The 25,686-nt window shown below is 70.7% G+C and carries 28 protein-coding genes; 11 read left to right on the top strand and 17 right to left on the bottom strand.

Annotated features, from left to right (window positions below; genetic code table 11):
- Positions 1 to 24 precede the first annotated feature (24 nt).
- Positions 25 to 1,731, bottom strand: a complete 1,707-nt coding sequence (locus tag OH735_RS22735) for a glycerol-3-phosphate dehydrogenase/oxidase (protein WP_406383345.1) — start codon at positions 1,729 to 1,731, stop codon at positions 25 to 27.
- 302 nt (positions 1,732 to 2,033) lie between these two features.
- On the opposite strand from OH735_RS22735, the gene OH735_RS22730 reads away from it, so the two are divergent.
- Positions 2,034 to 3,296 (top strand): nucleotide sugar dehydrogenase, encoded by a 1,263-nt coding sequence (locus tag OH735_RS22730; RefSeq protein WP_406383344.1) that lies wholly within the window; start codon positions 2,034 to 2,036, stop codon positions 3,294 to 3,296.
- Positions 3,297 to 3,433: 137 nt separating this feature from the next.
- Positions 3,434 to 4,030, top strand: a complete 597-nt coding sequence (locus OH735_RS22725) for a hypothetical protein (protein WP_406383343.1) — start codon at positions 3,434 to 3,436, stop codon at positions 4,028 to 4,030.
- An 88-nt stretch (positions 4,031 to 4,118) separates the two neighbouring features.
- Here OH735_RS22725 and OH735_RS22720 read toward each other — a convergent pair whose 3' ends face one another.
- The 4 genes from OH735_RS22720 to OH735_RS22705 all read right to left on the bottom strand — a co-directional run bounded on the left by OH735_RS22720 (position 4,119) and on the right by OH735_RS22705 (position 8,569).
- A complete protein-coding gene (locus OH735_RS22720; protein ID WP_072486665.1) occupies positions 4,119 to 5,243 on the bottom strand; it encodes a GuaB3 family IMP dehydrogenase-related protein in 1,125 nt (374 codons plus the stop codon).
- A 140-nt stretch (positions 5,244 to 5,383) separates the two neighbouring features.
- Positions 5,384 to 6,889, bottom strand: a complete 1,506-nt coding sequence (gene guaB / locus OH735_RS22715; RefSeq protein ID WP_406383342.1) for an IMP dehydrogenase — start codon at positions 6,887 to 6,889, stop codon at positions 5,384 to 5,386.
- Positions 6,890 to 7,083: 194 nt separating this feature from the next.
- Positions 7,084 to 7,659: a sigma-70 family RNA polymerase sigma factor gene (locus tag OH735_RS22710; RefSeq protein ID WP_093893485.1), complete on the bottom strand. Its 576-nt coding sequence runs from the start codon at positions 7,657 to 7,659 to the stop codon at positions 7,084 to 7,086.
- Between the two features lie 298 nt (positions 7,660 to 7,957).
- Complete coding sequence (locus tag OH735_RS22705) at positions 7,958 to 8,569, bottom strand: response regulator transcription factor (protein WP_003948568.1); 612 nt, start codon at positions 8,567 to 8,569, stop codon at positions 7,958 to 7,960.
- Between the two features lie 412 nt (positions 8,570 to 8,981).
- On the opposite strand from OH735_RS22705, the gene OH735_RS22700 reads away from it, so the two are divergent.
- Positions 8,982 to 9,317: a WhiB family transcriptional regulator gene (locus OH735_RS22700; protein ID WP_266748016.1), complete on the top strand. Its 336-nt coding sequence runs from the start codon at positions 8,982 to 8,984 to the stop codon at positions 9,315 to 9,317.
- Between the two features lie 85 nt (positions 9,318 to 9,402).
- Here the strand turns inward: OH735_RS22700 and OH735_RS22695 are convergent, their stop codons facing one another.
- Positions 9,403 to 10,293, bottom strand: coding sequence for a LysR family transcriptional regulator (locus tag OH735_RS22695; protein WP_406383341.1), 891 nt, complete (start codon positions 10,291 to 10,293; stop codon positions 9,403 to 9,405).
- A gap of 162 nt (positions 10,294 to 10,455) precedes the next feature.
- Here OH735_RS22695 and OH735_RS22690 point away from each other — a divergent pair, with 162 nt between their 5' ends.
- From OH735_RS22690 to OH735_RS22675, 4 genes are all read left to right on the top strand, one after another.
- Positions 10,456 to 11,130 carry an MOSC domain-containing protein gene (locus OH735_RS22690; protein ID WP_406386687.1) on the top strand — a complete coding sequence of 225 codons (675 nt, stop codon included), beginning with the start codon at positions 10,456 to 10,458 and terminating at the stop codon, positions 11,128 to 11,130.
- Between the two features lie 69 nt (positions 11,131 to 11,199).
- A complete protein-coding gene (locus OH735_RS22685) occupies positions 11,200 to 11,973 on the top strand; it encodes an SDR family NAD(P)-dependent oxidoreductase (protein WP_406383340.1) in 774 nt (257 codons plus the stop codon).
- Complete coding sequence (locus OH735_RS22680) at positions 11,974 to 12,648, top strand: carbohydrate ABC transporter permease (protein ID WP_406383339.1); 675 nt, start codon at positions 11,974 to 11,976, stop codon at positions 12,646 to 12,648.
- 35 nt (positions 12,649 to 12,683) lie between these two features.
- Entirely contained in the window at positions 12,684 to 13,712 is a 1,029-nt protein-coding gene (locus tag OH735_RS22675) for a hydroxyacid dehydrogenase (RefSeq protein WP_406383337.1), read from the top strand.
- Between the two features lie 106 nt (positions 13,713 to 13,818).
- On the opposite strand, the gene groL is transcribed toward OH735_RS22675, so the two are convergent.
- Together groL and groES are read right to left on the bottom strand one after the other, a co-directional pair.
- Complete coding sequence (gene groL, locus OH735_RS22670) at positions 13,819 to 15,444, bottom strand: chaperonin GroEL (RefSeq protein ID WP_384457713.1); 1,626 nt, start codon at positions 15,442 to 15,444, stop codon at positions 13,819 to 13,821.
- 99 nt (positions 15,445 to 15,543) lie between these two features.
- On the bottom strand, positions 15,544 to 15,852 hold the full coding sequence (gene groES / locus OH735_RS22665; protein WP_124716902.1) for a co-chaperone GroES: 309 nt from the start codon (positions 15,850 to 15,852) through the stop codon (positions 15,544 to 15,546).
- Between the two features lie 305 nt (positions 15,853 to 16,157).
- Here groES and OH735_RS22660 point away from each other — a divergent pair, with 305 nt between their 5' ends.
- Both OH735_RS22660 and OH735_RS22655 read left to right on the top strand, forming a co-directional pair.
- The gene (locus OH735_RS22660; protein WP_406383336.1) at positions 16,158 to 16,634 is read left to right on the top strand and encodes a DUF6234 family protein; all 477 of its coding nucleotides are present in this window, start codon (positions 16,158 to 16,160) and stop codon (positions 16,632 to 16,634) included.
- Positions 16,635 to 16,678: 44 nt separating this feature from the next.
- Positions 16,679 to 16,903, top strand: a complete 225-nt coding sequence (locus tag OH735_RS22655; RefSeq protein WP_406383335.1) for a hypothetical protein — start codon at positions 16,679 to 16,681, stop codon at positions 16,901 to 16,903.
- Here OH735_RS22655 and OH735_RS22650 read toward each other — a convergent pair.
- Complete coding sequence (locus tag OH735_RS22650) at positions 16,894 to 17,955, bottom strand: polysaccharide deacetylase family protein (protein ID WP_406383334.1); 1,062 nt, start codon at positions 17,953 to 17,955, stop codon at positions 16,894 to 16,896. The two genes, OH735_RS22655 and OH735_RS22650, sit on opposite strands and share 10 nt — an antisense overlap.
- A gap of 82 nt (positions 17,956 to 18,037) precedes the next feature.
- Here OH735_RS22650 and OH735_RS22645 point away from each other — a divergent pair, with 82 nt between their 5' ends.
- On the top strand, positions 18,038 to 19,255 hold the full coding sequence (locus tag OH735_RS22645; RefSeq protein ID WP_406386686.1) for a THUMP-like domain-containing protein: 1,218 nt from the start codon (positions 18,038 to 18,040) through the stop codon (positions 19,253 to 19,255).
- On the opposite strand, the gene OH735_RS22640 is transcribed toward OH735_RS22645, so the two are convergent.
- Positions 19,252 to 19,617: a hypothetical protein gene (locus OH735_RS22640; protein ID WP_406383333.1), complete on the bottom strand. Its 366-nt coding sequence runs from the start codon at positions 19,615 to 19,617 to the stop codon at positions 19,252 to 19,254. The genes OH735_RS22645 and OH735_RS22640 overlap by 4 nt on opposite strands.
- A gap of 53 nt (positions 19,618 to 19,670) precedes the next feature.
- The gene (locus tag OH735_RS22635) at positions 19,671 to 20,336 is read right to left on the bottom strand and encodes a hypothetical protein (RefSeq protein WP_406383332.1); all 666 of its coding nucleotides are present in this window, start codon (positions 20,334 to 20,336) and stop codon (positions 19,671 to 19,673) included.
- A 100-nt stretch (positions 20,337 to 20,436) separates the two neighbouring features.
- On the opposite strand from OH735_RS22635, the gene OH735_RS22630 reads away from it, so the two are divergent.
- A complete protein-coding gene (locus tag OH735_RS22630) occupies positions 20,437 to 21,057 on the top strand; it encodes a class I SAM-dependent methyltransferase (RefSeq protein WP_406383331.1) in 621 nt (206 codons plus the stop codon).
- A gap of 47 nt (positions 21,058 to 21,104) precedes the next feature.
- On the opposite strand, the gene OH735_RS22625 is transcribed toward OH735_RS22630, so the two are convergent.
- From OH735_RS22625 to tsaB, 6 genes are all read right to left on the bottom strand, one after another.
- On the bottom strand, positions 21,105 to 22,376 hold the full coding sequence (locus OH735_RS22625) for an RNA polymerase sigma factor (protein ID WP_406383330.1): 1,272 nt from the start codon (positions 22,374 to 22,376) through the stop codon (positions 21,105 to 21,107).
- A gap of 42 nt (positions 22,377 to 22,418) precedes the next feature.
- Positions 22,419 to 22,784 carry a YciI family protein gene (locus OH735_RS22620; RefSeq protein WP_406383329.1) on the bottom strand — a complete coding sequence of 122 codons (366 nt, stop codon included), beginning with the start codon at positions 22,782 to 22,784 and terminating at the stop codon, positions 22,419 to 22,421.
- A gap of 227 nt (positions 22,785 to 23,011) precedes the next feature.
- Positions 23,012 to 23,305 (bottom strand): hypothetical protein, encoded by a 294-nt coding sequence (locus OH735_RS22615; RefSeq protein WP_406383328.1) that lies wholly within the window; start codon positions 23,303 to 23,305, stop codon positions 23,012 to 23,014.
- The gene (gene tsaD, locus OH735_RS22610) at positions 23,302 to 24,402 is read right to left on the bottom strand and encodes a tRNA (adenosine(37)-N6)-threonylcarbamoyltransferase complex transferase subunit TsaD (protein WP_406383327.1); all 1,101 of its coding nucleotides are present in this window, start codon (positions 24,400 to 24,402) and stop codon (positions 23,302 to 23,304) included. The genes OH735_RS22615 and tsaD overlap by 4 nt, the downstream gene beginning before the upstream one ends.
- The gene (rimI, locus tag OH735_RS22605) at positions 24,402 to 24,905 is read right to left on the bottom strand and encodes a ribosomal protein S18-alanine N-acetyltransferase (protein ID WP_406383326.1); all 504 of its coding nucleotides are present in this window, start codon (positions 24,903 to 24,905) and stop codon (positions 24,402 to 24,404) included. The genes tsaD and rimI overlap by 1 nt, the downstream gene beginning before the upstream one ends.
- Positions 24,902 to 25,564 (bottom strand): tRNA (adenosine(37)-N6)-threonylcarbamoyltransferase complex dimerization subunit type 1 TsaB, encoded by a 663-nt coding sequence (gene tsaB / locus OH735_RS22600; RefSeq protein WP_406383325.1) that lies wholly within the window; start codon positions 25,562 to 25,564, stop codon positions 24,902 to 24,904. Before tsaB ends, rimI begins: the two co-directional genes overlap by 4 nt.
- Positions 25,565 to 25,686: the final 122 nt, after the last annotated feature.

The following is a 25,686-nucleotide window of genomic DNA, read 5'->3' as shown; positions in this document are numbered from 1 at the left end:
CCCGGGGGCCGGCCCTGGACCGTCCTAGATCGGCACGATGTCCGGCGCGCCGAGCCGTGCCGCGTCCGCCGTGAGGTCGTCCGGCTGCCGCTGCGACTCCCGCTCCGCCTGCACCCGCTTCTCGTAGTGCTCGACCTCCCGGTCGATCTGCCCCTCGTCCCAGCCGAGCACCGGCGCCATCAGCTCCGCGCAGGTCCTGGCGCTGCGTGTGCCCCGGTCGAAGGTCTCTATGGAGATCCGGGTGCGGCGGGTCAGCACGTCGTCGAGATGGCGGGCCCCCTCGTGCGAGGCGGCGTAGACGATCTCGGCCTTCAGGTAGTCGTCCGCCGACGGCAGTGGCTCACCCAGCATCGGATCGTCGGCGATCAGTTCGAGCAGTTCCTCGGTCATGGAGCCGTAGCGGTTGAGCAGATGCTCCACCCGGACGACGTGGAGCCCCGTCCGGGCCGCGATTCTCGCCCGGGCGTTCCACAGCGCCCGGTAGCCCTCCGCCCCCAGCAGCGGAATGTCCTCGGTGACGCAGTCCGCCACGCGCTGGTCGAGACCGTGCACCGCCTCGTCCACGGCGTCCTTCGCCATCACCCGGTACGTCGTGTACTTGCCGCCCGCCACGACCACGAGGCCCGGCAGCGGATGCGCCACCGTGTGCTCGCGCGAGAGCTTGCTGGTCGCCTCCGACTCACCGGCCAGCAACGGCCGCAGCCCCGCGTAGACACCCTGGACGTCATCCCTGGTCAGGGGCGTGGCCAGGACCGAGTTGACGTGTTCGAGCAGATAGTCGATGTCTGCGCTGGACGCCGCCGGGTGCGCCTTGTCCAGGTCCCAGTCGGTGTCCGTCGTCCCGACGATCCAGTGCCGTCCCCACGGGATGACGAAGAGGACGGACTTCTCGGTCCGCAGGATCAGGCCGGTCGAGGAGTGGATGCGGTCCTTCGGGACGACCAGGTGGATGCCCTTGGAGGCCCGGACGTGGAACAGCCCGCGCTCCCCGATCAGCGCCTGGGTGTCGTCCGTCCAGACCCCGGTCGCGTTGACCACCTGCTTGGCCCTGACCTCGTACTCACCGCCCGCCTCGACGTCCTCCACGCGGACGCCGACGACCCGCTCGCCCTCCCGGAGGAAGCCGATCACCCGCGCCCGGTTCGCCACCCGGGCGCCGTATCCGGCGGCGGTGCGCACCAGCGTCGCGACATAGCGGGCGTCGTCCATCTGCGCGTCGTAGTACTGCAACGCCCCGACCAGGGCGTCCTTCCTCAGCGCCGGGGCGACCCGCAGGGCTTGGCGGCGGGAGAGATGCCGGTGGACGGGCAGACCGCGGCCGTGGCCCGAGGACACCGACATCGCGTCGTACAGCGCCACTCCGGATCCGGCGTAGAGCCGCTCCCAGCCCTTGTGCTGCAGCGGGTAGAGGAACGGCACCGGCTTCACCAGATGCGGAGCCAGCCGCTCCAGGAGCAGCCCGCGCTCCTTCAGCGCCTCCCGGACCAGCGCGAAGTCGAGCATCTCCAGATACCGCAGCCCGCCATGGATCAGCTTGCTCGACCTGCTGGATGTGCCCGATGCCCAGTCGCGCGCCTCGACCAGGCCGGTCGAGAGACCTCTCGTCACCGCGTCCAACGCCGTACCCGCGCCGACCACACCCGCCCCGACAACCAGCACGTCCAGTTCGCGCTCGGCCATCGCGGCGAGCGCCTCGGCGCGCTCCGCAGGTCCCAGTGTCGCTGTCCTCACCACTGCCTCCCGGATAGATCGGGGCGGTCCGGCACGGGGCGCGGCCCGACCGAGCGGTCGGACGCCCCGTGCCCACCTCTCGATTCTGTCCGCCGTCCACGACATCGGCCACCGCCTGTGGACAACACCAGGACAACGAGAGCCGCACAATGCGACATATAGGTCATATTTACGCCTAGTCTGACATTGCGCTGTCCCCAGCGGTTGCGCTTTCCGCTCTCATGCGTCTTGGGACCGACCGGCAAATAGAGGGTGGCGCCCTCCATCTGCCGGTCGGTCCAAGGGAAGGACGGCCCATCCACATGCCCGCAGACCTCGCAGTCATCGGACTCGGCCACCTCGGCCTGCCCCTCGCCCAAGCCGCCGTCGCCGCCGGTGTCCAGACCGTCGGTTACGACACCGACCCACGCGCCTACGCGGAACTCGCCGCGGGCCGCAACCCCGTCGAGGGATCGCTCACCGCCTCGGACCTCCGCCGGATGCTCTCGGGGGGTTTCCGGCCCACCACCAACCCGGCCGAACTGGGCCGGATCCGTACCGCGGTGATCTGCGCGCCCACCCCGCTCGGCGCCGACCGCACCCTCGACCTCACCGCCGTCGGCGACGCGGCCCGCGCGCTCGCCGCCCGGCTGCGCCCGCACACCACCGTCCTGCTGGAATCGGCCGTACAGCCCGGCACCACCGAGAGCTACGTACTGCCCCTCCTCGAAGAGGGCTCGGGGCTCCGCGCCGGCCGCGACTTCCACCTCGCCTACTCCCCCAGCCGCCTCGACCCCGGCAACAGGACCCACGTCTACGCCAACACCCCCAAGGTCATCGGCGGCCTCACCCCCGCCTGCACCGAATCCGCCGCCGCCTTCTACGGCCGGCTCACCGACAAGGTCGTCCGGGCCCGCGGGCCGCGGGAGGCCGAGATGACCAAGGTCCTGGAGACCAACTTCCGGCACGTCAACATCGCCCTGGTCAACGAGATGGCGGTGCTCTGCCACGATCTCGGCGTCGACCTGTGGGACGTCATCCGGTGCGCCGAGACGAAGCCCTTCGGCTTCCAGCCGTTCCGTCCGGGCCCCGGCGTCGGCGGCCACGGCGCCCCCGTCGACCCGGGCTACCTTCCGTACCACAGCCGCACCCCCGGTCACCCCCTGCGGATGGTCTCGCTCGCCCAGGAGATCAACGACCGGATGCCGCAGTACGTGATCCAGCGCTGCGCCACCCTCCTGAACGAGCACGGCAAGTCGGTACGCGGCGCGCGGGTTCTGCTCCTCGGGGTCACCTACAAGCCGGACCTCGCCGACCAGGAGGCCTCCCCCGCCCGGGAGATCGCGGCCCGGCTGATGGACATGGGCGCCCAGATCGGCTACCACGACCCGCACGTCCTGGACTGGCGGGTCCGTGAACTCCCCGTCCCGCGCGCCGACTCGCTGTACGAGGCGGCATCGAGCGCGGACCTCACCGTGCTGCTCCAGCACCACCGCACGTACGACCTCCAGGGCCTCGCCGTGAAGGCCCAACTGCTCCTGGACACCCGGGGCGCGACCCCGGCGGGGGCCGCACACCGGTTGTGAGAAGCGAGTCCCCCGGGAATTCAGGAGATCCCATGGGTTCCGCAAGGATTTCGGTGGGCGATGTCGTAGGCGACTGCTAGCCTGCGGCGTCACTTCTCGCACAGTCGTGCGCTTCCGTCCCAGGGGGGATCCCACCCATGAGCCAGCCCGTGCCGCCGAACCAGCCACAGCAGCCGTACGACGCACCCCCCGGCGGCGGCAACCCGTACGCGGGCCAGCAGCCCGGTCAGCCCGGTGCCGCGACCGGCAACCCGTACGCGGGCCAGCAGCCCGGCCCGTACGGCCAGCCCGGCGTCCCGTTCGGCGCAGCGCCGTTCGCCCCGGCGGCCCCGACCCGCAACAACCTGGGTCTCGGCCTGCTCACAGCGGTGGTCACGGCGGTCGTCGCGGCCTTCCTGTACGGCGTCATCGTCGGCGCCATCGACCGCGAGATCGGCTACATCGCCGTCGGCGTCGGCTTCCTCGTCGGCTTCGCGGCGAGCAAGGCCGGCGGTCAGAACCCGGTACTGCCTGTCGTGAGCGCCGTTCTGTCGGTGGGCGCCGCCTACCTCGGCCAGCTCGTGGGCATAGCGATCGCCCTGTCCGATCTGATCCACCAGTCCGCGTCCAGCCTCTTTTTCGACCACTTCGACACTCTGACGAAGGCCTGGAACGCGGGATCGGACTTCAAGACCTACCTCTTCCTGCTGCTCGCTGCCGTGGCCGCGATCGGTGGCGCCAAGAAGGCCGCGTAACCGTTCGCCGAACGGACGCGGGCGAGGCCCGGACCGCCGATGCGGTCCGGGCCTCGCCCGCGTCCATCTCTCTGTCTGCTGAAAGCGGTCAGCGGCGGTGCTGGGAGTCCGCCACCGTCACCTCGACGCGCTGGAACTCCTTGAGGTCGCTGTACCCCGTCGTCGCCATCGCGCGGCGCAGCGCACCGAAGATGTTCATCGAACCGTCGGGGGTGTGCGAAGGACCGGTGAGGACCTCCTCGGTCGTGCCGACGGAGCCCAGGTCCACCAGCTTGCCGCGCGGCACGTCCTCGTGGACGGCCTCCATGCCCCAGTGGCGGCCACGGCCCGGCGCGTCCGTCGCACGGGCCAGCGGGGAGCCCATCATCACGGCGTCCGCACCGCAGGCGATGGCCTTGGGCAGGTCGCCGGACCAGCCGACGCCACCGTCCGCGATCACGTGCACGTACCGGCCACCGGACTCGTCCATGTAGTCCCGGCGGGCCCCGGCCACATCGGCGACCGCGGTCGCCATCGGGACCTGGATGCCGAAGACGTTGCGCGTGGTGTGCGCGGCGCCGCCGCCGAAGCCGACGAGGACACCGGCCGCGCCGGTACGCATGAGGTGCAGGGCGGCGGTGTACGTGGCGCAGCCGCCGACGATCACCGGGACGTCCAGCTCGTAGATGAACTGCTTGAGGTTGAGCGGCTCGGCCGCACCCGAGACGTGCTCGGCGGAGACCGTCGTACCGCGGATGACGAAGATGTCCACGCCCGCGTCGACGACGGCCTTGGAGAACTGCGCGGTGCGCTGCGGGGAGAGCGCGGCGGCGGTGACGACACCGGAGTCGCGCACCTCTTTGATGCGCTGCCCGATCAGCTCCTCCTGGATCGGCGCGGAGTAGATCTCCTGAAGACGGCGGGTCGCCGACTCGACGGGCATCTCGGCGATCTCGTCGAGCAGCGGCTGCGGGTCTGCGTGCCGGGTCCACAGGCCCTCGAGGTTGAGGACACCGAGGCCGCCCAGCTCACCGATGCGGATCGCGGTCTGCGGGGAGACCACGGAGTCCATGGGAGCCGCCAGGAACGGCAGCTCGAAACGGTAGGCGTCGATCTGCCAGGCGATCGAGACCTCCTTCGGGTCGCGGGTACGGCGGCTCGGAACGACGGCGATGTCGTCGAATGCGTACGCCCGGCGGCCGCGCTTGCCGCGCCCGATCTCGATCTCAGTCACGATGGTGTGGCCTTTCCCTCTACGTCTGCGCTGTCCAGTATCCCCGACACACGGCTGAGGGGCGGTCCCGGGAACCCCCGACACTGTTGGTCAACAGTGTCCGGGAACCCCCCGGGCCGCCCCTCGGCCGCGCTGATGCGTTACTTCCTGCTGTAGTTCGGCGCTTCGACCGTCATCTGGATGTCGTGCGGGTGGCTCTCCTTGAGACCCGCCGAGGTGATCCGGACGAACCGGCCGTTGGCCTGGAGCTCCGGGACGGTGCGGCCGCCGACGTAGAACATCGACTGGCGCAGACCGCCGGTGAGCTGGTGGACGACCGCGGAGAGCGGGCCGCGGTAGGGGACCTGGCCCTCGATGCCCTCGGGAACCAGCTTCTCGTCGGAGGCGACGCCCTCCTGGAAGTAGCGGTCCTTGGAGAACGACTTGCGGTCGCCTCGGGTCTGCATCGCGGCGAGCGAACCCATGCCGCGGTACGACTTGAACTGCTTGCCGTTGATGAAGAGCAGCTCGCCCGGGGACTCCTCGCAGCCCGCCAGCAGCGAGCCGAGCATCACGGTGTCCGCGCCGGCCACCAGGGCCTTGGCGATGTCGCCGGAGTACTGCAGGCCGCCGTCGCCGATGACCGGGACACCGGCCTCCTTGGCGGCGAGCGAGGCCTCGTAGATCGCGGTGACCTGCGGGACGCCGATGCCGGCGACGACGCGGGTGGTGCAGATGGAACCGGGGCCCACGCCGACCTTGATGCCGTCGACGCCCGCGTCGATCAGCGACTGGGCGCCGTCACGGGTGGCGATGTTGCCGCCGATGACATCGACACCGGAGGCGTTCGACTTGATCTTGGCGACCATGTCGCCGACCAGCCGGGAGTGGCCGTGGGCGGTGTCGACGACGATGAAGTCGACGCCCGCCTCGATCAGTGCCTGGGCCCGCTCGAAGGCGTCGCCCGCGACACCGACGGCCGCGCCGACCAGCAGTCGGCCTTCCTTGTCCTTCGCGGCGTTCGGGTACTTCTCGGCCTTGACGAAGTCCTTGACGGTGATGAGGCCCTTCAGGACCCCCGCGCCGTCGACCAGCGGAAGCTTCTCGATCTTGTGGCGGCGCAGCAGCTCCATGGCGTCCACGCCGGAGATGCCGACCTGGCCGGTGACCAGCGGCATCGGCGTCATGACCTCGCGCACCTGGCGCGTACGGTCCGGCTCGAAAGCCATGTCACGGTTGGTGACGATGCCGAGCAGCTTGCCCGCGGCGTCGGTGACCGGGACACCGCTGATGCGGAACTTGGCACACAGCTCGTCGGCGTCGCGCAGCGTCGCGTCCGGGTGCACCGTGATCGGGTCGCTGACCATGCCGGACTCGGAGCGCTTCACCAGGTCGACCTGATTGGCCTGGTCGGCGATGGAGAGGTTGCGGTGCAGCACACCGGCGCCACCCTGCCGGGCCATGGCGATCGCCATGCGGGCCTCGGTGACCTTGTCCATCGCGGCGGAGAGCAGCGGGATGTTCACCCGCACGTTCTTGGAGATGTACGAGGAGGTGTCGATCTGATCGGGCGCCATGTCCGACGCGCCGGGCAGCAGCAGCACGTCGTCGTATGTCAGCCCGAGCGTCGCGAATTTCTCGGGCACTCCGTCGACGTTTGCAGTCATGACACCTTCCCCAAATAGCCTTGATCGGTGCGGATGTCCATGCTAACGGCCTCCGGGGGTGTCTCATTCCACGAGCAAGATCAACCAGAGGTTCTGTAGCTTCGTACGGACGGAACGCACAGCTTCGTTCGGACCGGGGCAGCCCGCTCGTACAGACCGGGCAGTCGGCTCGTACGGACCCGGAAGGGCCCTGCTCACTGTTCCGCGAGCGCCCGCAGCCTGCTCAGCGCCCGGTGCTGGGCGACCCGGACCGCGCCCGGCGACATGCCGAGCATCTGTCCGGTCTCCTCGGCCGTCAGGCCGACCGCGACCCGTAGAACGAGCAGCTCGCGCTGATTGTCCGGGAGGTTGGCGAGCAGCTTCTTGGCCCAGGCGGCATCGCTGCTGAGCAGCGCACGCTCCTCGGGCCCGAGCGAATCGTCCGGCCGCTCGGGCATCTCGTCGGAGGGCACGGCCGTCGATCCCGGGTGCCGCATGGCGGCGCGCTGGAGATCGGCGACCTTGTGGCCCGCGATGGCGAAGACGAAGGCTTCGAAAGGTCTGCCGGTGTCCTTGTAGCGCGGCAGTGCCATCAGCACCGCGACGCAGACCTCCTGCGCCAGGTCCTCCACGAAGTGGCGAGCATCACCGGGCAGCCGGTTCAGCCGGGACCTGCAGTAGCGCAGCGCGAGGGGGTGGACATGCGCCAGCAGATCATGGGTGGCCTGCGCGTCCCCCTCGACAGCACGGTGCACCAGTGCACCGATCACCGTCGTCTCGTCGTCGCGCATCGGACCATGGTGCCTCGGAGCCGCGTCTTCTGCTCCGCCGCGTCCGTAGTTGTACACCGAAGCGTTATGAGCGGGTGCGCCGGAAGTCATGTCCTGCGCCCTCCCCTTCCGCTCGACCGAATCGTCCCCGAGGAACTCCACATCTCAAGGATGCGGCATCAGCCGGAAAGCGTCACATGCCGTGGGCGCGGAAGGCGCCAGCGGCGGGGTGGGGCCCGCGCCACGCACCCCGGTCACATCGCCCCGTCCGCCGGTGTGCGGACGGGGAATCGATCGACTGCCGGTCATGGCCGGTCCCTCAGCGGACCAGGCCCCAGCGGAAGCCGAGCGCCACGGCGTGCGCCCGGTCCGAGGCGCCGAGCTTCTTGAACAGACGCCTGGCGTGCGTCTTCACCGTGTCCTCGGAGAGGAACAGCTCACGGCCGATCTCGGCGTTCGAGCGGCCGTGACTCATTCCTTCCAGCACCTGGATCTCCCGCGCGGTGAGCGTCGGCGCCGCACCCATCTCGGCCGACCGCAGCCGGCGCGGGGCGAGCCGCCACGTCGGATCGGCCAGCGCCTGGGTCACGGTGGCCCGCAGCTCGGCGCGGGAGGCGTCCTTGTGCAGATAGCCGCGGGCACCGGCGGCGACCGCGAGCGCGACACCGTCCAGGTCCTCGGCGACGGTCAGCATGATGATCCTGGCGCCGGGGTCGGCGGAGAGCAGCCGCCGGACCGTCTCCACACCTCCCAGACCGGGCATGCGTACGTCCATCAGAATCAGATCCGAACGGTCGGCGCCCCAGCGGCGGAGGACTTCCTCGCCGTTGGCCGCCGTCGTCACACGCTCGACGCCGGGCACGGTCGCGACCGCGCGACGGAGCGCTTCTCGGGCAAGCGGGGAGTCGTCGCAGACGAGGACGGATGTCATGACCGTCCTCCGCAGCTGATGCGCGTCACCTTGAGCCTCCAGGCTGTTACAAGTCGTCACCTGAGCGGTTGACGCTCTCGGACATCTGCCCGATCGCTTTTTCTGTCAACCGCCTCCGCCCTCTCAACGATGGTCACTCGAAAGAGTTACGGGTCGGACGGCCGGGTTCGGCACTCTACGTGAGGACTCGCACACGGAGGAGAGCGGCACGAGTTCATCCAACGATCAACGGAAATTTCATATAAATCTATGCCCCATTTAGCGGGTTTTCTTCCCTTTTGCTGGTGTCTGTGGCTAGATTCGCAATCAGTCATATTTACATCTACTTACACCGTAGATGTAATGTCATGGGCACGGTCAAAAATGGATGACAACGACGATTCCGACTCAGCATGGTTTGAGGGGACAAGCAATGGCAGATTTCTCCCGCCTTCCCGGACCCAACGCCGATCTGTGGGACTGGCAACTGCTGGCGGCCTGCCGCGGGGTCGACAGCTCGCTGTTCTTCCACCCGGAGGGTGAACGCGGGGCGGCTCGGAGCGCCCGCGAGAACTCGGCAAAAGAGGTCTGCATGCGATGCCCGGTGCGCGCCGAGTGCGCGGCACACGCGCTGGCCGTACGAGAGCCCTACGGAGTGTGGGGCGGACTGACCGAGGACGAGCGCGAGGAGCTCATGGGACGGGCCCGTAATCGCCTGATCGCGGCAGCGGCGCCGTCGGGCGTTCCGTCCCCGTCGGGGCACGGCTGAACCCGTCCCGCCCGGACGTCAATAGAAAAACGTTTTTGCGCTTCACCCGGCAGCCGAAGGCGGCCGGGTCACAGGCAGGCCCCGTTCAGCGGGCGGCCGCCAGGGACAGCTGCTCCAGGGTGGCCGCCACCGCCGGCACCCGGGCCAGGTCGGGCAGGGTGAGGGCGACGATCTCGCGCTCGATGGCCGGTTCCACCGCGACGGTGCGGGCCCGCTTGGGGCGTACCGACTCGATCGCCAGCTCCGGCAGCACGGCGACGCCCAGTCCGGCGCCGACCAGGCCGACGACCGCCGGGTAGTCGTCGGTCGCGAAGTCGATCCGGGGCGTGAAGCCGGACTCCTCGCAGACCTCCACCAGCTGGCGACGGCAGCGCGTGCAGCCCGCGATCCATGACTCCTCGGCCAGTTCGGCGACGGCGACGGCGTCCGAACCCGCCAGCCGGTGCCCCTCGGGGACCAGGCCGATCAGCCGGTCGGTGAGCAGCGGGCGGACGACCAGGTCGTCCCACTCGGTGCCGGAGGCGCCGTAGCGGAACGCCAGCGCGATGTCGCAGTCGCCCTCGCGCAGCATCTCGACGGAGCGCGGCGGTTCGGCCTCGACCAGGGAGACCCGGGTGCCGGGGTGGGCCGCGCGCAGCGCCGCGAGGGCGCCGGGGACCAGGGTGGAGCTGCCGCTGGGGAACGAGACGAGCCGGACGCGGCCGGCCCGCAGCCCGGCGATCGCGGCGACCTCCTCCTCGGCGGCGACGAGCCCGGCGAGGATGCCGGAGGCATGGCGGACGAGCGCCTCGCCGGCCTGGGTGAGCCGCATCTCGCGTCCCGTGCGGATCAGCAGCGTGGTCCCCGCGGAGGCCTCCAGGGCCTTCATCTGCTGGCTGACCGCGGGCTGGGTGCAGCCCAGTTCACGGGCGGCGGCGGAGAACGAGCCGGTGGCGGCGACGGCGCGCAGGACACGGAGATGACGGGCTTCGATCACCCTTCAACCATAAGCCGCTCTTGGATTGGGCGCGAATTGTTGGCATGCACCTTTGGGGGTGGAATGATTAGCGTTCTCCGCATGAAGCCGATGCAGCCGATGCAGCCGCTGGAGCCGATGCAGCCGATGCAGCCGCTGGAGCCGATGAAGCCGATGGAGCCGATGAAGCTGTTGACCGTGAACGCGGGGCGGCCGGAGGTCGTCGAGTACACCGACGCCGCCGGTGGCGTGACCGGGGTCGGCAAGCTGCCGGTCGACGGCCCCGTGCGCGTCACCGATCCCGGCCCCAAGGGCACCGGCGGCAGTGGCCTGGCCGGGGACGCGGTGTGCGACCTGCGTCATCACGGCGGCTCCGACCAGGCCGTGTACGCCTTCGCCCGCGAGGACCTCGACGACTGGGAGCGAGTGCTCGGCCGCCCGCTCGCCAACGGCGCGTTCGGCGAGAACCTGACGACGGCGGGTCTCGACGTGAACGGCGCGAGGATCGGCGAGCGCTGGCGGATCGGGCCCGATCTGGTGCTGGAGGTCACGTCGAGCCGGATTCCGTGCCGTACGTTCGCCGGTCATCTCGACGAGAAGGGCTGGGTCAGGCGGTTCACGCAGGCGGCCGCCCCGGGGGCGTACCTGCGGGTGATCGAGCCGGGTGAGATCCGCTCCGGTGACCTGGTCGAGATCGTGCACCGGCCCGGTCACGACGTCACCGTGCGGCTGGACTTCCAGGCGTCGACGACGCGAAGGGAATTGCTCCCGAAGCTGCTCACGGCGGGCGACGCGCTGCATCCCGAGTCGTTGCGTGCCGCACTGAAGTACGTGGAGAAGGAGGCCGCGCGCGAGTGATCGCGGTGGTCCGCGGGGCGACGGTGCCCGTCCGGTCGCGGCCGGCGGACAGGCACTAACGTGCCGCGTATGACGACTGCACTGATTACGGGCGCGACCGCGGGCATCGGAGCCGCCTTCGCGCGGCGGCTGGCGGCCGACGGGCACAACCTGGTGCTGGTGGCCCGGGACACCGAGCGGCTGCGCGAGCAGGCGACCGAACTGCACGACCGGCACGGCATCGAAGCCGAGGTACTTACGGCCGATCTGTCGCAGGACAAGGGGATCGCCGCGGTCGAGGACCGGTTGACGGACCGTCACCAGCCGGTCGATCTACTGGTCAACAACGCCGGGTTCGGCAACAAGGGCAGCTACCTGGATGTGCCCATGGCCGATGAGCTGAACATGCTGAAGGTGCACTGCGAGGCGGTGCTGCGGCTGACCTCGGCGGCCGCGGCCGGGATGCGGGAGCGCGGGCGGGGCGGGGTCGTCAACGTGGCCTCGGTGGCGGCGTTCGTACCGCGCGGGACGTACGGCGCGTCCAAGGCGTGGGTCGTGCAGTTCACCCAGGGCGCGGCGAAGGACCTGGCCGGTTCGGGGGTGCGGCTGATGGCGCTGTGCCCCGGTTTCGTACGGACGGAGTTCCACCAGCGGGCCGGGATGGGGACCGGCAACATCCCGGGCTGGATGTGGCTCGACGCGGACAAGCTGGTGGCGACGGCCCTGGCGGACCTGGCCCGCGGCAAGTCCCTCTCCGTCCCGGACCCGCGGTACAAGGCGCTGATGGGGCTCGTGAAGGTGACGCCGCGCGGCCTGCTCGGAGGGGTCACCTCCAAAACAGGCCGCAAGTACGGTCCTCAATGAGTGGTCGGTGGTAGGCGATGCTCGAACACCGCGTTCTGCTTCCGCTGGTACCTCAACAGCCTCCTCTACGCGGGCGGCGGGGCGATCGTCTGCTCGCTGATCTGTGTCGCCGCGGGATACGCCTTCGACAAGTACGAATTCCGGGGCAAGGAGAAGCTGTTCGGCCTCGTGCTGATGGGCGTGCTCGTCCCCACCACGGCGCTCGCCCTGCCGATGTATCTCCTGGCCTCCAAGACCGGCCTGGTCAACACCTACTGGTCCGTGCTGATCCCGGTGCTCGTCAACCCGTTCGGCGTGTATCTCGCCCGGGTGTTCAGCACCGGGTACATACCGAACGAGGCCCTGGAGGCCGCCCGTATCGACGGGGCCGGCGAGCTGCGCGTCTTCTGGTCCATCGGACTGCGCATGGTCATGCCGGGCTTCGTGACCGTCTTCCTCTTCCAGTTCACCGCGATCTGGAACAACTTCTTCCTCCCCCTCGTGATGCTCTCGGACCGCAAGCTGTTCCCGCTGAGCCTCGGTCTGTGCTCCTGGAACACCAACACGCACGGCGAGCCGAGCTTCTATCCACTCGTCGTCACCGGGTCCCTCCTCGCCGTCATCCCCCTGATCGTCGCCTTCGTCTCGCTGCAGCGGCACTGGAAGGCCGGACTGACCGCCGGTAGCGTCAAGTGACCTCACCACGAGCCCTGAGGAGTACGAGTCCCACCATGCCCCACGCCACTGACAACCGGCCGGCCGTCCTGCTCGCGATGGGGCCCGGCATCGCCGCACGCCTCCTCACCGACCACCACCGCACCCGGCTGGCCGCCCTCACCCGCACCGACCCGCACCTCGTCGCCCACGACCTGGCCGACCCGACGCCCGAGGTGGCCGCCGCGCTCGCCGAAGCCGAGGTGCTGTTCACCTGCTGGGGCGCGACGCCGCTCACCGCCGAGGTGCTGACGGCCGCACCCCGGCTGCGGGCCGTGGTCCACGCGGCCGGTTCCGTGAAGCACCACATCACCGACGCCTGCTGGGAGCGCGGCATCGCCGTCACCTCGGCGGCCGGGGCCAACGCGCTTCCGGTCGCCGAATTCACGCTCGCCGCGATCCTGTTCGCGAACAAGCGCGTCCTGTACTCCGCGGACCGCTACCGCGCGCTGCGCACCGAGCACGACTGGCTCGCGGAGCTCGAAGGCACCGGCAATTACCGCCGCACGGTCGGCATCATCGGCGCCTCGCGCATCGGCCGCCGGGTGATCGAGCTGCTGCGCCCCTTCGATCTGGATGTCCTGCTGTACGACCCGTACGTGGACGTTGCGGAGGCGGCACGACTCGGCGTCCGGCTCACCTCGCTCGACGAGCTGTGCGCGAGCAGTTCGGTCGTCTCGGTGCACGCGCCACAGCTCCCCGAGACGCACCACCTGATCGGCGCGGCGCAGCTGTCGGCCATGGCGACCGGGACGACCCTGATCAACACGGCGCGGGGTTCGCTCATCGACGAGGACGCGCTGCTGCCCGAGCTGACGAGCGGGCGGTTGCACGCGGTACTGGATGTGACGGAGCCCGAACTTCCGCCCGCGCACTCGTCGTTGTACGAGTTGCCGAATGTGCTGCTCACTCCGCATGTGGCGGGTTCGCTGGGCAATGAGCTGCACCGGATGGCCGACGAGGCGCTGGACGAGCTGGAGCGGTACGCGGCCGGCCTGCCGTTCGCGGCTCCGGTGCTGGCGGGAGCGCTGCCGCGCTCGGCGTGACGCGGCCGGCGCGCTCAGGCGCGCTCCCCCGCACCGGCGGCACACGCCGGAGGCCCGGTACCCCGCAACGGGGTACCGGGCCTCAGTGGCTGCGTGGAGCTGCGCGTCAGTGCGAGTGGCCGTGGCCGCCGTGACCGGCCTCGGCCTCTTCCTCGGCCGGCTTCTCGACGACGAGCGTCTCGGTCGTGAGCAGCAGCGACGCGATGGACGCGGCGTTCTCCAGCGCGGAGCGGGTGACCTTGACCGGGTCGATGACGCCGGCCTTCACCAGGTCGCCGTACTCGCCGGTCGCGGCGTTGAAGCCCTGGCCCTTGTCGAGCTCGGCGACCTTCGAGGTGATGACGTAGCCCTCGAGGCCGGCGTTCTCGGCGATCCAGCGCAGCGGCTCGACGGCGGCGCGGCGCACGACCGCGACACCCGTGGCCTCGTCGCCGGTCTTGTCGAGGTTGCCCTCCAGGACCTTGACGGCGTGGACCAGAGCGGAGCCACCACCGGAGACGATGCCCTCCTCGACCGCGGCGCGGGTCGCGGAGATGGCGTCCTCCAGACGGTGCTTCTTCTCCTTGAGCTCCACCTCGGTGGCGGCACCGACACGGATCACGCACACGCCGCCGGCCAGCTTCGCGAGGCGCTCCTGGAGCTTCTCGCGGTCCCAGTCGGAGTCCGTGGCCTCGATCTCGGCCTTGATCTGGTTGACCCGGCCCTTGACGTCGCCGGGCTCGCCGCCGCCGTCCACGATCGTCGTGTCGTCCTTGGAGACGGTGACGCGGCGGGCGGTGCCCAGCACGTCCAGACCGGCCTGGTCGAGCTTGAGGCCGACCTCCTCGGCGATGACGGTCGCACCGGTGAGGGTGGCGATGTCGCCGAGCATGGCCTTGCGGCGGTCACCGAAGCCCGGGGCCTTCACCGCGACGGCGTTGAAGGTGCCACGGATCTTGTTGACGACGAGGGTCGACAGCGCCTCGCCCTCGACGTCCTCGGCGATGATCAGCAGCGGCTTGGAGCCACCGGCCTGGATGACCTTCTCCAGCAGCGGGAGCAGCTCCTGGATCGCGCCGATCTTGCCCTGGTGGATCAGGATGTACGGGTCGTCGAGGACGGCCTCCATACGCTCCTGGTCGGTCACCATGTACGGGGACAGGTAGCCCTTGTCGAAGGCCATGCCCTCGGTGAAGTCGAGGTCCAGACCGAAGGTGTTGGACTCCTCGACGGTGATGACACCGTCCTTGCCGACCTTGTCCATCGCCTCGGCGATGAGCTCGCCGACCTGCGGGTCCTGCGCGGAGAGCGCGGCCACGGCGGCGATGTCGGTCTTGTCGTCGATCGGACGGGCGGTCGCGAGGAGCTCGTCGGAGACGGCCTTGACCGCGGCGTCGATGCCCTTCTTCAGGGCGGCCGGGGAAGCACCCGCGGCGACGTTGCGCAGGCCCTCGCGGACGAGCGCCTGGGCCAGCACGGTGGCGGTGGTCGTACCGTCACCCGCGACGTCGTTGGTCTTGGTCGCCACCTCCTTCACCAGCTGGGCACCGAGGTTCTCGTACGGGTCGTCGAGCTCGACCTCGCGCGCGATGGTGACACCGTCATTGGTGATGGTGGGTGCGCCGAACTTCTTGTCGATGACGACGTTGCGGCCCTTGGGGCCGATCGTCACCTTGACCGTGTCGGCAAGCTTGTTGACGCCGCGCTCAAGGGCGCGACGGGCGTCCTCGTCGAACTTCAGGATCTTCGCCATGGCTGCTGAGCTTTCCTCTCGAACGAACTGCGCCCCCGGCCACCCGGCTGGTTGTTCGCAGGGGGCCAGGGGCGCAGAACAGAAGCAAACGTGGGTGAATTACTTCTCGACGATCGCGAGCACGTCGCGGGCCGAGAGGACGAGGTACTCCTCGCCGTTGTACTTCACCTCGGTGCCGCCGTACTTGCTGTAGAGCACGACGTCGCCGGTCTTGACGTCGAGCGGAAGGCGCTCGCCGTTCTCGAAGCGGCCCGGGCCCACGGCCAGGACGACGCCCTCCTGGGGCTTCTCCTTGGCGGTGTCCGGAATGACCAGGCCGGAGGCCGTGGTCTGCTCGGCGTCGAGCGGCTGGACCACAATGCGGTCCTCGAGCGGCTTGATCGCAACCTTGGTGCTGGCGGTCGACACGATCCGGTCTCCCCCTTCGGAGATCTCACGGGGTAACAGTCTTTGGGTGGCGACCAGGTGGATCCGTCGTCGCGGGTGCCGGACCTGCCAGTCGCACAGTACTGCTGGCACTCTCCAGTGGTGAGTGCCAGCACCGAGACTATGACCGCGATTAGCACTCGGTCAAGCGGAGTGCCAATTCACGCGGTCGTGGCGTCCACCGGGGCACCGTCCGGGCACTGTCCGGGCAGCGGTTCGGACAACAGTCCGGACAACACTGGGACAACGGCCGTACGGACCGCGGCGTTCCGTACGACCGTGTGAACATGACCGAATCCCCGTACCGGCCGTCGAACCCGCGGGCCCCGGAGCACCGGCGCGGTTCGCGCGCCGCCGTGAACGGCTGTCTCGATGTGGTGCTGGGTCTGCTGCTGGTGCTCCTGGAGGGGCTGATCTGCGCGGTCGCCGCCTACTCCCTGGCCCTGTCGCGGTGGGACCCCGGCGGTTCAAAGACGGCGGGCCCGCCGCCGATGGACTGGACGCCCGTCCTCGTCTTCGGCGCCATCGCGGCGGCGGTCGCACTGATCGCGGTGGTGCTGATCCGCCAGAACTGGCCCTGGGCGGGGGCGATCCAGATCCCGGTCGCGCTCCTGCTGTGCGTGGCGGCGGTGCAGGTCGGGCACGAGGACTACCGCCGCTCGCACCCGGCGCCGGCCTCCACTCCTTCGGACGATCCCGGCCGGTCCGGCCACCAGTGCCTCAGCGGCGGCGACAACCACGAGTGCCTGGACTCCGGCGGCTGAGGGCACTCGATGACGACCAGCGACCCCGACGCCCCGTGATCGCCATGACCGCCACGGTCACCGCGGCCGCCGCGATCACCCCGGTCGCCGTGCGGATGCTTCTGCGGGCCCGCCGCGGGAGTCGGCCCCGGGTGGGTCACCTTCTGTGCGGCCTTGCGGCCCAGCCGCTCGATCGGGGCGACCGACTGCGCGCACCCGGCGGTGGTGGTCAGGAGCGCACCGACTGCCAGCAGGCCGGCGAGCAGCCGGTACGCCCTTCTCATACGTAGTCCTCCAGCCGGGCCACGGCGTACCCCTTGTCCGTGATGGTCTTCATGACCGCGCGGACCAGGTCGGCCATGCCGGCGCCCCACTCCGCCCGGCCCCGGAAGTGCGTGAGGATGATGTCGCCGGGGTGCAGGTCCTGGTCCCCCTCGCGCCACTCCATGTGGTCCGGGAACGCCTCCGCGTTCCAGAGCGGCACGGCCTTGATGCCGCAGGACTTCGCGATCCGGAGCGTGTCCCCGTTGTAGTTGCCGTACGGCGGACGGAAGAGGACGGGGCGCTTCCCGTACCGCTTCTCGATGACGGCCTGCTGGTCGCAGATCTCGCGCTGCTGCTCGCTGTACGAGAGTCCGGGAAGGTACGGGTGGCTGAGCGTGTGGTTGTTGAGGCCGACGCCCAGCCGCTGCGCCTCCCCGAAGTACCCGTAGTTGTCGCGCACCTCGTCGTCGGTGAGGAAGGCGCTGTACGGGATGTCCAGTTCGTCCATCATCTGGAGCAGTTCGGGGTCCTTCTCGGCACCGTCGTCCATCGTCAGGAAGACGACCCGGTCCTTGGTCGGGACGGTGGTGAAGACCGGCGGCAGCGAGTCGTCGCCGCCCTGCACCTCGAAGCCCTCGCGGGTGGTGATGCGCGGTCTGACGGCGGGTGGCGGGGGTGCGATCAGGGGTGGCCGGTCCAGACCCCATTTCTTGGCGAGGGCCGCCCGTACGGCCGGGCCGAACTTCGCGTTCTCGTAGGGCCCGGCGGGTGCGCGGCCCTGGCCGGCCGGCCGCTCGGGACCCGCCTTCTGCCCGGGGCCGCCCGGGAGTCCCGGACCGCCCGGGAGTCCGGGACCGCCCGGGAGTCCGGCGGAGGGCCGGGTGCGGTGTTCGACGTCGGCGTCGGCCCGGCCGTCGGTCTCGGAGGCGCAGCCGAAGCCGACGGCGGCGATCAGGAGCGCGGCCAGGACCGTACGGGCGGGCCGGTGCCCACCGGAGCCCCGTCCGCGCCCGGACTCGCGCGCACCCGATCCACTCCGATTCACGGCTAATTCTTCCTTTTGTCGTACAAGACGCATGGCGTCGCATCCTGCCAGCAGGGGACGGGCGCCCCTGCCCGACACCGCCGTCGGGTCCGCCGGTCAACCCGGCTGGCTCACAATGGGGCGGGTGAACGCTCTCGACTCCCCCCTCGCCTCCTTCATGGCCCTGCGCACTCCCGAGGGCGCGGCGCTCCTGGACGAGTTGCGGTCGTACGACCCTGCCCAGGAACTCGCCACCGCCACCCGGCTGCGCCGCGACCACCCGGCCCCCCTGGTCTCGGCGGCGCTGGGGCAGGCGCGGCTGCGCCAGCGGGCGGTGGCGAAATTCGGCGCCGAGGACGCGTACCGGATGTTCTTCACGCCGAACGGCGTCGAGCAGGCGACCCGTACGTCGGTGGCCGGCCACCGCGCGCGGCGGTTCGTGGCGGCGGGCGGGGTGCGCAGCGTCGCCGACCTCTGCTGCGGGATCGGCGGCGACGCGATCGCGTTCGCGCGGGCGGGCATCTCCGTCCTCGCCGTGGACCGCGACCCGCTGACCGCCGAGGTGGCCCGGGCCAACGCCGCCGCTCTCGGCCTGGACGGTCTGATCGAAGTGCGGTGCGCCGACGTCACCGGGATCGACACCGCGCCGTACGACGCGGTCTTCGTCGACCCGGCCCGGCGCGGCGGCAGGGGCAGGATCTTCGACCCCGAGGCGTACTCACCGCCGCTCTCCTGGGCGACCGGCGCCGCGCTCGGCGCTCCCCGCGCCGCGCTGAAGATCGCCCCCGGCATCCCGCACGAGGCGATCCCGGCACGGGCGGAGGCCGAGTGGATCTCGGACGGCGGCGACGTGAAGGAGGCGGTGCTCTGGTTCGGCGAGGGCTTCGCGCCCGGTTCGTACCGCGCCACCGTGCTCCCGGCCCGCGCCACCCTGTGGTCCGCGGCCCCTTTGCCCGCCCCGCCCGTGGGACCGGTCGGCCGCTACCTGTACGAGCCGGACGGGGCCGTCATCCGTGCCCATCTGGTCGCCGACATCGTGGCGCGGTGCGAGGGCCGGCTGATCGACGAGACCATCGCGTACGTCACGAGCGACGAGCCGTACGACTCCCCGTACACCACCGGGTACGAGATCACCGACCGGCTGCCGTTCAACATGAAGAAGCTCAAGGCACTGCTGCGGGAGCGGAAGGTCGGCGTCCTGACGGTGAAGAAGCGCGGCTCGGCCGTCGAACCGGAGGAGCTGCGCCGCAGGATGAAGCTCCAGGGGCCGAACGCCGCGACGGTCTTCCTGACCCGGGTGGCCGGAGCCCCGACGATGCTGATCGGTCACCCCGTGCGGCCGAGGACGTCCTAGGCCAGGTCGGTCAGGTCCTCGGCGTACACCTGGGAGAGCGGCTGAGGACCCACGTACTGCTGGCAGTTGCACTGCCCCGGCTCGAAGCGGACTGGCTTCTTCGACTCGTCCCAGGCCGTCGGCACCTCGACCCGCTCATGGCACTTGCCCTGCTTGTCGTGCTTGGCGAGATGGTGTGTGCAGCCGCAGACCGGCTCCGGCGGCCGGTGGGCCGCTTCGACGGCGAGCCGCTCCTGCTTGGCGGCCTCCAGCAGCTCCAGCTTGCGGGTGTGCCGGTTGCGCAGCGCGGTACGGACGTTGTCGACGGCCCACCCGAAGCCGCCCGTCCAGAAGATGATGAGCACCCACCAGTACCACTCCATGTGACACCACTCCCCCTGTGTGGCTCATGTACCAGCCCAGGATAGGTCCGGACTCAGCGGTGCGCGCCGCCCCCGACGGAGAACAGCGGCTCCGGAGCGGGCACCCCGATCAGCACCCGCAGTACCCAACGGCGGTGCGCGGAGGCCTTGACGATGCCGATCAGCCCGATGAGCCAGCCGGTCGTCCCGAGTCCGGTGACCAGCGCGACCAGCCCGAAACTGTCCTGGGCCGCCTCGGCGGTCGCCGGGACGGCGATGCACGCGTACAGCCCGAGTGCGCACAGCGTGAAGGACATCAGCAGCCAGACGAGGCTGACGCCCGGCATCCGCAACTGCGCGTCCCGCACCGGATCGCGGTCCAACTGCCCCCAGGCGTCGAGAAGTCGGCGCACTTCGATGTCGCGGCGCAGGCCGATGACGACGATGACGACCGCCGGCACCGCGCAGCAGGCGCCCATGCCGGCGAGGATCACGGCGAGGAGGGCGCTGAAGATGTCGTACGTCTCCTCGAACGTGATGAGCGCCGCGCCCACCAGCGACCAGCCGAGCGCACAGAGCACTCCCCACAGCCACAGCATCACCAGGCGCCCCGGTGACATATGCGCCCTCACCAACTCCCCGAGCACCACGGCCCGGTCGGCGAGCAGCGCCTCGCGGTCGGGCCAGGTACGTATCTCCACGGGCGGTGGCGGCGGCGGCAGTTGTGCGCGGCGAAACATGGGCCAGACCCTACCGACCGCGCGCCCCCGCCCGGCGGGCGGCACGGTGCGCAGGGGCCGCCTCGGTGCCATGCTGGAAAGGGACACACGGAGGTTCGCGATGGGGTTCTATGCCGAACGGATCGTGCCCCGGATCGCCGATGCCGTCGGCGGGATGAAGCAGGTCGAACCGTTGCGGCGCCGGGTCTGCGAGGGCCTGTACGGCGAGATCATCGAGATCGGGTTCGGTTCCGGACACAACGTTCCGTTCTACCCGGACGCCGTCACCGAAGTGGCCGCGGTCGAGCCGTCCGATCTCGGCTGGAAGCTGGCGCGTGACCGGATCGACGCGGGGCACCCCTTGGTGCGGCGCGCCTGTCTGGACAGCCAGTACCTGCCGTTCGAGGACAACACCTTCGACGGCGCCCTGTCGACGTGGGCGCTGTGCACCATCCCCGACGCCGACGCGGCGCTGCGCGAGGTGCGCCGGGTCCTCAAACCCGGTGCGACCCTGCATTTCCTGGAGCACGGTCTGGCGCCACAGGAGGACGAGAACGTACGCCGCTGGCAACGCCGCCTCGATCCGCTGGAGCGGCGGCTCTTCGCCGGGTGCCGCCTGACCCGGCCGGTCGCCGAGATGCTGACGGCCGCGGGGTTCACGATCGTCGACCTCGACGAGTTCTACGAGAAGGGCGCGCCGAAGGCGATGGCGGCCGAGTCGATGGGCGTGGCCGTGCCGTAGACCGACGCGGCGGTGTGGCGGTGCGGTCCGGTCCGGTGGCCCGGAGCTCATCGGCCGGCGTGGTCCGCGCCTGCCGCGCGGTCCAGGAGCAGCGCGCGCTCCCGTTCGTTGCGGGTCAGTCCCGCCGCCCGTACGAACTCCGCCCGCGCCTCGTCCGTACGTCCCAGCCTGGCCAGCAGATCTCCGCGGACGCTGGGCAGCAGGTGGTAGTCCTTGAGCGCCGGGTCGTCGGCCAGCGCGTCGACGAGCGCGAGACCGGCCGCCGGGCCCCGCGCCATCGAGACCGCCACCGCCCGGTTCAGCTCGACGACCGGGGACGGTGCGATCGCGGCGAGACGGGCGTAGAGGGCGGCGATGGTGGCCCAGTCCGTGTCCTCGTACGTCACTGCCCGGGCGTGGCACGCGGCGATCGCGGCCTGCACGGTGTACGGGCCGAGACCGGCGCCCTCCTCCGTCGCCGCCACGGCCCGTTCCAGGGCCGCGACGCCGCGCCGGATCAGGAGGTGGTCCCAGCGGGCCCGGTTCTGGTCGGCGAGGAGCACCGGCGCACCGTCCGGCCCGGTCCTGGCGGCGGTGCGCGAGGCCTGGAGTTCCAGCAGCGCGGCCAGGCCGTGGACCTCGGGTTCCCGCTCCATCAGGCCCGCGAGGACCCGGGCCAGCCGTAGCGCGTCCTCGCACAGCGCCGGGCGTAGCCAGTCGTCGCCCGCGGTTGCCGCGTACCCCTCGTTGAAGATCAGGTAGATGACTTCGAGCACGGAGTCCAGGCGGGCGGCGCGCTCGGGCCCGTACGGCACCTCGAAGGGGACGCCCTCGCGGCCCAGGGTCCGTTTCGCCCGGACGATGCGCTGGGCGACGGTCGGTTCCGGGGCCAGGAACGCGCGGGCGATCTCCTGAGTGGTGAGCCCGCCGAGCAGCCGCAGGGTGAGGGCGATCCGGGCCGCGGTGGTGAGCACCGGGTGGCAGGCGGTGAAGATCAGCCGGAGCAGATCGTCGTCGATGTCGTCCGTTTCCGGGGGCTCGGGCGGCGGCACGTCCTCCAGGGCCCGTCCCACCTCGGCGAGCTTACGCGCGTACGTCTCCTTGCGGCGTACGAGATCGATCGCGCGGTGTCTGGCGGTGGCCATGAGCCAGGCGCCCGGCCGGTCCGGGACACCTGACTCCGGCCACTGTTCCAGCGCGGCCACCAGGGCGTCCTGCGCGAGTTCCTCGGCGATGCCCACGTCCCGCACGATGCGGGCGACACCTGCGATGATCCGCGCGGACTCGATCCTGAAGACCGCATCGACCGCCGTCTGCGCGCTTACTGCCGTCACGGTCACTCATCAGAGCAGCCGGGCGGGAACGCGGCAAGCGGGGCCCGGTCAGATGCTCGGGGCCTCGTCGATCTGGCGCACCTCGGAGGTGACGGTCCAGCTCTCCGGGTGGATCTGCAGGAACCGCTTGGTCCACTCCAGGGCCTCGGCCTTGTCCTTGGCCTGGAGGATGGCGTACCCGCCGACGACCTCCTTGGTCTCGGTGAACGGGCCGTCGGTGTAACTGAGCTTGCCGCCGGACCAGGTGACCCTGGTCCCCTGGGACGTCGGGGTGAGCCCGGCCGTCTCCAGCATGACTCCGGCCTTGGTGATCTCCTCGAAGAGGGCGCCCATGCGCTTCTCGAACTCGGGGCCCGGGTTCTCGGTGGGAGGGTTCTGCTCATCGATGCGGATCAGCGACATGAAGCGGGGCATGGTGACTCCTCGGTCGGGAGGGCGGGGTCCTTCCCCGCCTCTCACCCTTGCGTCGAACGGGAGACGGCCGGATCGACAGCTCCACCGGAAATTCTTCTGAGAATCTTCCGGGGCGGCCACCGGAGCGGCCGACGAGCCGGCCACCGGGGCTGTCACGGCGGCCGGGGACCCGCACGATCACCGAAGGCCGGCCAGCCGCGGAACCCAACGCGATCACCGAGGGCCGATCAGCCGGGGAAGTCCACGGCCCCCAGCGACTCGAAGCGCCACCGGTGCACCGGGCGAGTGATCAACTCCGGGTCCGGCTCGGGGAGTTCGGGCAGCTCGTCGCCGTACTCCGCCTCCCACCAGGTGAGGACCAGGACCCGGTCCTGCGGGGCGCGCAGCAGCTCGCGTCGCAGCGGTTCGCGGGCCAGCTCGGCCGCACGGGCCCGGGCCCACTCCAGGAGCTCCGGGCCCCGGCCGGCGCCGGCGCGGGCCTCCCACATCAGTGCGACGGTCGTACCGCTCGTGCCGCTCATGAGTAGAGGTTGTCCTTGCTGATCTCGTGCACGTGATCGTGGTCGTGCGTGTGGGCACCGGGGACGTGGGTGTCGGTCACCGGCAGCGACGAGTCCGCGGACAGCTCCAGGTCGGAGGCCGGCCTGTTCCGGGCCACCATCTCCGCGCCCAGCGCGGCGACCATCGCCCCGTTGTCCGTGCACAGCCCCGGCCGCGGCACCCGCAGCCGGATGCCGGCGCGCTCGCACCGCTCCTCGGCCAGCGCCCGCAGCCGCGAGTTGGCCGCGACACCGCCGCCGATCATCAGGTGGTCGACGCCCTCGTCCTTGCAGGCCCGGACGGCCTTACGGGTGAGCACATCCACCACGGCCTCCTGGAAGGACGCCGCCACATCCCGTACCGGCACGTCCTCGCCCGCGGCCCGCTTCGCCTCGATCCAGCGGGCGACGGACGTCTTCAGGCCGGAGAAGGAGAAGTCGTACGCGGGATCGCGCGAGCCGCTCAGTCCGCGCGGGAACGCGATCGCCTTCGGGTCGCCCTCCTTCGCCAGCCGGTCGATGACCGGGCCGCCGGGGAAGCCGAGGTCCAGCACCCGGGCGATCTTGTCGAAGGCCTCGCCCGCCGCGTCGTCGATGGTCGCGCCCAGCGGCCGTACGTCGTTGGTGATGTCCGGCGCGAGGAGCAGCGAGGAGTGGCCGCCGCTGACCAGCAGCGCCATGGTCGGTTCGGGCAGCGGGCCGTGCTCCAGCTGGTCGACGCAGATGTGCGAGGCGAGGTGGTTCACCCCGTAGAGCGGCTTGTTCAGGGCGTACGCGTACGCCTTCGCCGCCGAGACGCCGACGAGCAGCGCGCCCGCGAGCCCGGGACCGGCGGTGACGGAGATGCCGTCGAGGTCGCGGGCGCTGATCCCGGCCTCCTTCAGGGCGCGCTCGATCGTGGGGACCATCGCCTCCAGGTGCGCGCGGGAGGCGATCTCCGGGACGACGCCGCCAAAGCGGGCGTGCGTGTCGACGCTGGACGCGACGGCGTCGGCGAGCAGCGTCGTACCGCGGACGATGCCGACGCCGGTCTCGTCGCAGGAGGTCTCGATGCCGAGTACGAGCGGTTCGTCAGCCATCAGTCAGTCTCTGTCTCTTGTGCGGGCTCTTGCACCGTCAGGCGCATGACGAGTGCGTCGATGTTGCCGGGCTGGTAGTAGCCGCGGCGGAAACCGATCGGTTCGAAGCCGAAGCGTTCGTACAGCTTCTGCGCCCGGGTGTTGTCGACGCGGACTTCGAGGAGCACCTCGGCGCACTCGAAGGCCGTGGCGTGCTTCAGCAGATCGGTGAGGAGTTCGGAGCCGAGGCCGCCGCCCCAGTGGTCGCGGGTGACACCGATCGTCTGCACGTCGGCGAGGTCACCGGCCGCGGCGAGCCCGGCATAGCCGACGATCCGGCCGGAGGCGGGGTCCTCGGCGACGACGTAGCGGCGGGTGGCCCGCGGGCCGCGGGCGTGCGCCAGCTCGGACCAGAACATGCCGGCCGACCAGGCGTCGTCCGGGAACAGCTCGTGTTCGAGCGCCAGCACCGGATCGATGTCCCACCAGCGCATCTCGCGCAGTACGGCAGTCGTGCTCGTCACTTCGGGGTGACCACCTTGTAGTTCTTCGGGACCTGGGCGTCGGGCCTGCGCAGGTAGAGCGGCCGCGGCGGCAGCAGTTCCGCGCCCGCGGCGAGCCGCTCGGCGGCGAGGGCGGCCAGCGCACCGGCGCTGACGTGCTCGGGGCGCCGGGCGTCCGGGAACGCCTCGGGGTAGAGCACGGCGCCCGCCCCGACGACGGGAACTGAGGCGAGCTGCTCGGCGATGTCGGCGGGCCGGTCGACGGCGGGCTCCGTGACGCGCGTACGGCAGTCCTCGTAGCGCGCCCAGTAGACCTCCTTGCGGCGGGCGTCCGTCGCGACGGCGAATGGGCCCTCCAGGCCGGTCTGCCCGGCGGCGTACGCGAGACCGTCCAGGGTGCAGATCCCGTGCACGGGCACGGAGAGTGCGGAGCCGAAGGTCGCGGCCGTGACCAGGCCGACCCGCAGCCCGGTGTACGGTCCGGGGCCGACGCCCACGACCACGTCCGTCACGGCGTCGAGTTTCACCCCGGCCTCGGCGAGGACCCGGTCGACGGCGGGCAGCAGCAGCTCCCCGTGCCTTCGGGCGTCGACCTGGCCGGACTCGGCGACGACGGAGGTTCCGTCGTGAAGGGCGACGGTGACGGCGGGGGTGGCGGTATCCACGGCGAGCAAGAGCACGCAAACAGCCTACGGCTCCTGTGACGGGGGCACGGTGTCCCGTACGGCGTCCCGGTCCGGCCGGCCCCTGCTGCTACCGTCACCGAGAACGCACGCGGGTACGACGTAATCGCTAAACGCTT

This window comes from Streptomyces sp. NBC_01618 (assembly GCF_045209435.1).
Lineage (GTDB): Bacteria > Actinomycetota > Actinomycetes > Streptomycetales > Streptomycetaceae > Streptomyces.
Note: the sequence above shows the minus strand (reverse complement) of the source record. Positions and strands in the feature narration are given on the sequence as shown.

Excerpts from the sequence above, each read along its gene's own strand:
- OH735_RS22700 (WP_266748016.1), top strand. The coding sequence starts at position 8,982 with ATGGCAGATTTCTCCCGCCTTCCCGGACCCAACGCCGATCTGTGGGAC.
- OH735_RS22675 (WP_406383337.1), top strand. The coding sequence starts at position 12,684 with ATGCCCCACGCCACTGACAACCGGCCGGCCGTCCTGCTCGCGATGGGG.
- OH735_RS22685 (WP_406383340.1), top strand. The coding sequence starts at position 11,200 with ATGACGACTGCACTGATTACGGGCGCGACCGCGGGCATCGGAGCCGCC.
- OH735_RS22660 (WP_406383336.1), top strand. The coding sequence starts at position 16,158 with ATGACCGAATCCCCGTACCGGCCGTCGAACCCGCGGGCCCCGGAGCAC.
- OH735_RS22645 (WP_406386686.1), top strand. The coding sequence starts at position 18,038 with ATGGGGCGGGTGAACGCTCTCGACTCCCCCCTCGCCTCCTTCATGGCC.
- OH735_RS22705 (WP_003948568.1), bottom strand. The coding sequence starts at position 8,569 with ATGACATCCGTCCTCGTCTGCGACGACTCCCCGCTTGCCCGAGAAGCG.
- tsaD (WP_406383327.1), bottom strand. The coding sequence starts at position 24,402 with ATGGCTGACGAACCGCTCGTACTCGGCATCGAGACCTCCTGCGACGAG.
- OH735_RS22725 (WP_406383343.1), top strand. The coding sequence starts at position 3,434 with ATGAGCCAGCCCGTGCCGCCGAACCAGCCACAGCAGCCGTACGACGCA.
- OH735_RS22630 (WP_406383331.1), top strand. The coding sequence starts at position 20,437 with ATGGGGTTCTATGCCGAACGGATCGTGCCCCGGATCGCCGATGCCGTC.
- OH735_RS22635 (WP_406383332.1), bottom strand. The coding sequence starts at position 20,336 with ATGTTTCGCCGCGCACAACTGCCGCCGCCGCCACCGCCCGTGGAGATA.
- OH735_RS22710 (WP_093893485.1), bottom strand. The coding sequence starts at position 7,659 with ATGCGCGACGACGAGACGACGGTGATCGGTGCACTGGTGCACCGTGCT.
- OH735_RS22615 (WP_406383328.1), bottom strand. The coding sequence starts at position 23,305 with ATGAGCGGCACGAGCGGTACGACCGTCGCACTGATGTGGGAGGCCCGC.
- OH735_RS22640 (WP_406383333.1), bottom strand. The coding sequence starts at position 19,617 with ATGGAGTGGTACTGGTGGGTGCTCATCATCTTCTGGACGGGCGGCTTC.
- groL (WP_384457713.1), bottom strand. The coding sequence starts at position 15,444 with ATGGCGAAGATCCTGAAGTTCGACGAGGACGCCCGTCGCGCCCTTGAG.
- OH735_RS22650 (WP_406383334.1), bottom strand. The coding sequence starts at position 17,955 with ATGCGTCTTGTACGACAAAAGGAAGAATTAGCCGTGAATCGGAGTGGA.
- OH735_RS22690 (WP_406386687.1), top strand. The coding sequence starts at position 10,456 with ATGAAGCTGTTGACCGTGAACGCGGGGCGGCCGGAGGTCGTCGAGTAC.
- OH735_RS22730 (WP_406383344.1), top strand. The coding sequence starts at position 2,034 with ATGCCCGCAGACCTCGCAGTCATCGGACTCGGCCACCTCGGCCTGCCC.
- OH735_RS22655 (WP_406383335.1), top strand. The coding sequence starts at position 16,679 with ATGACCGCCACGGTCACCGCGGCCGCCGCGATCACCCCGGTCGCCGTG.
- OH735_RS22620 (WP_406383329.1), bottom strand. The coding sequence starts at position 22,784 with ATGCCCCGCTTCATGTCGCTGATCCGCATCGATGAGCAGAACCCTCCC.
- guaB (WP_406383342.1), bottom strand. The coding sequence starts at position 6,889 with ATGACTGCAAACGTCGACGGAGTGCCCGAGAAATTCGCGACGCTCGGG.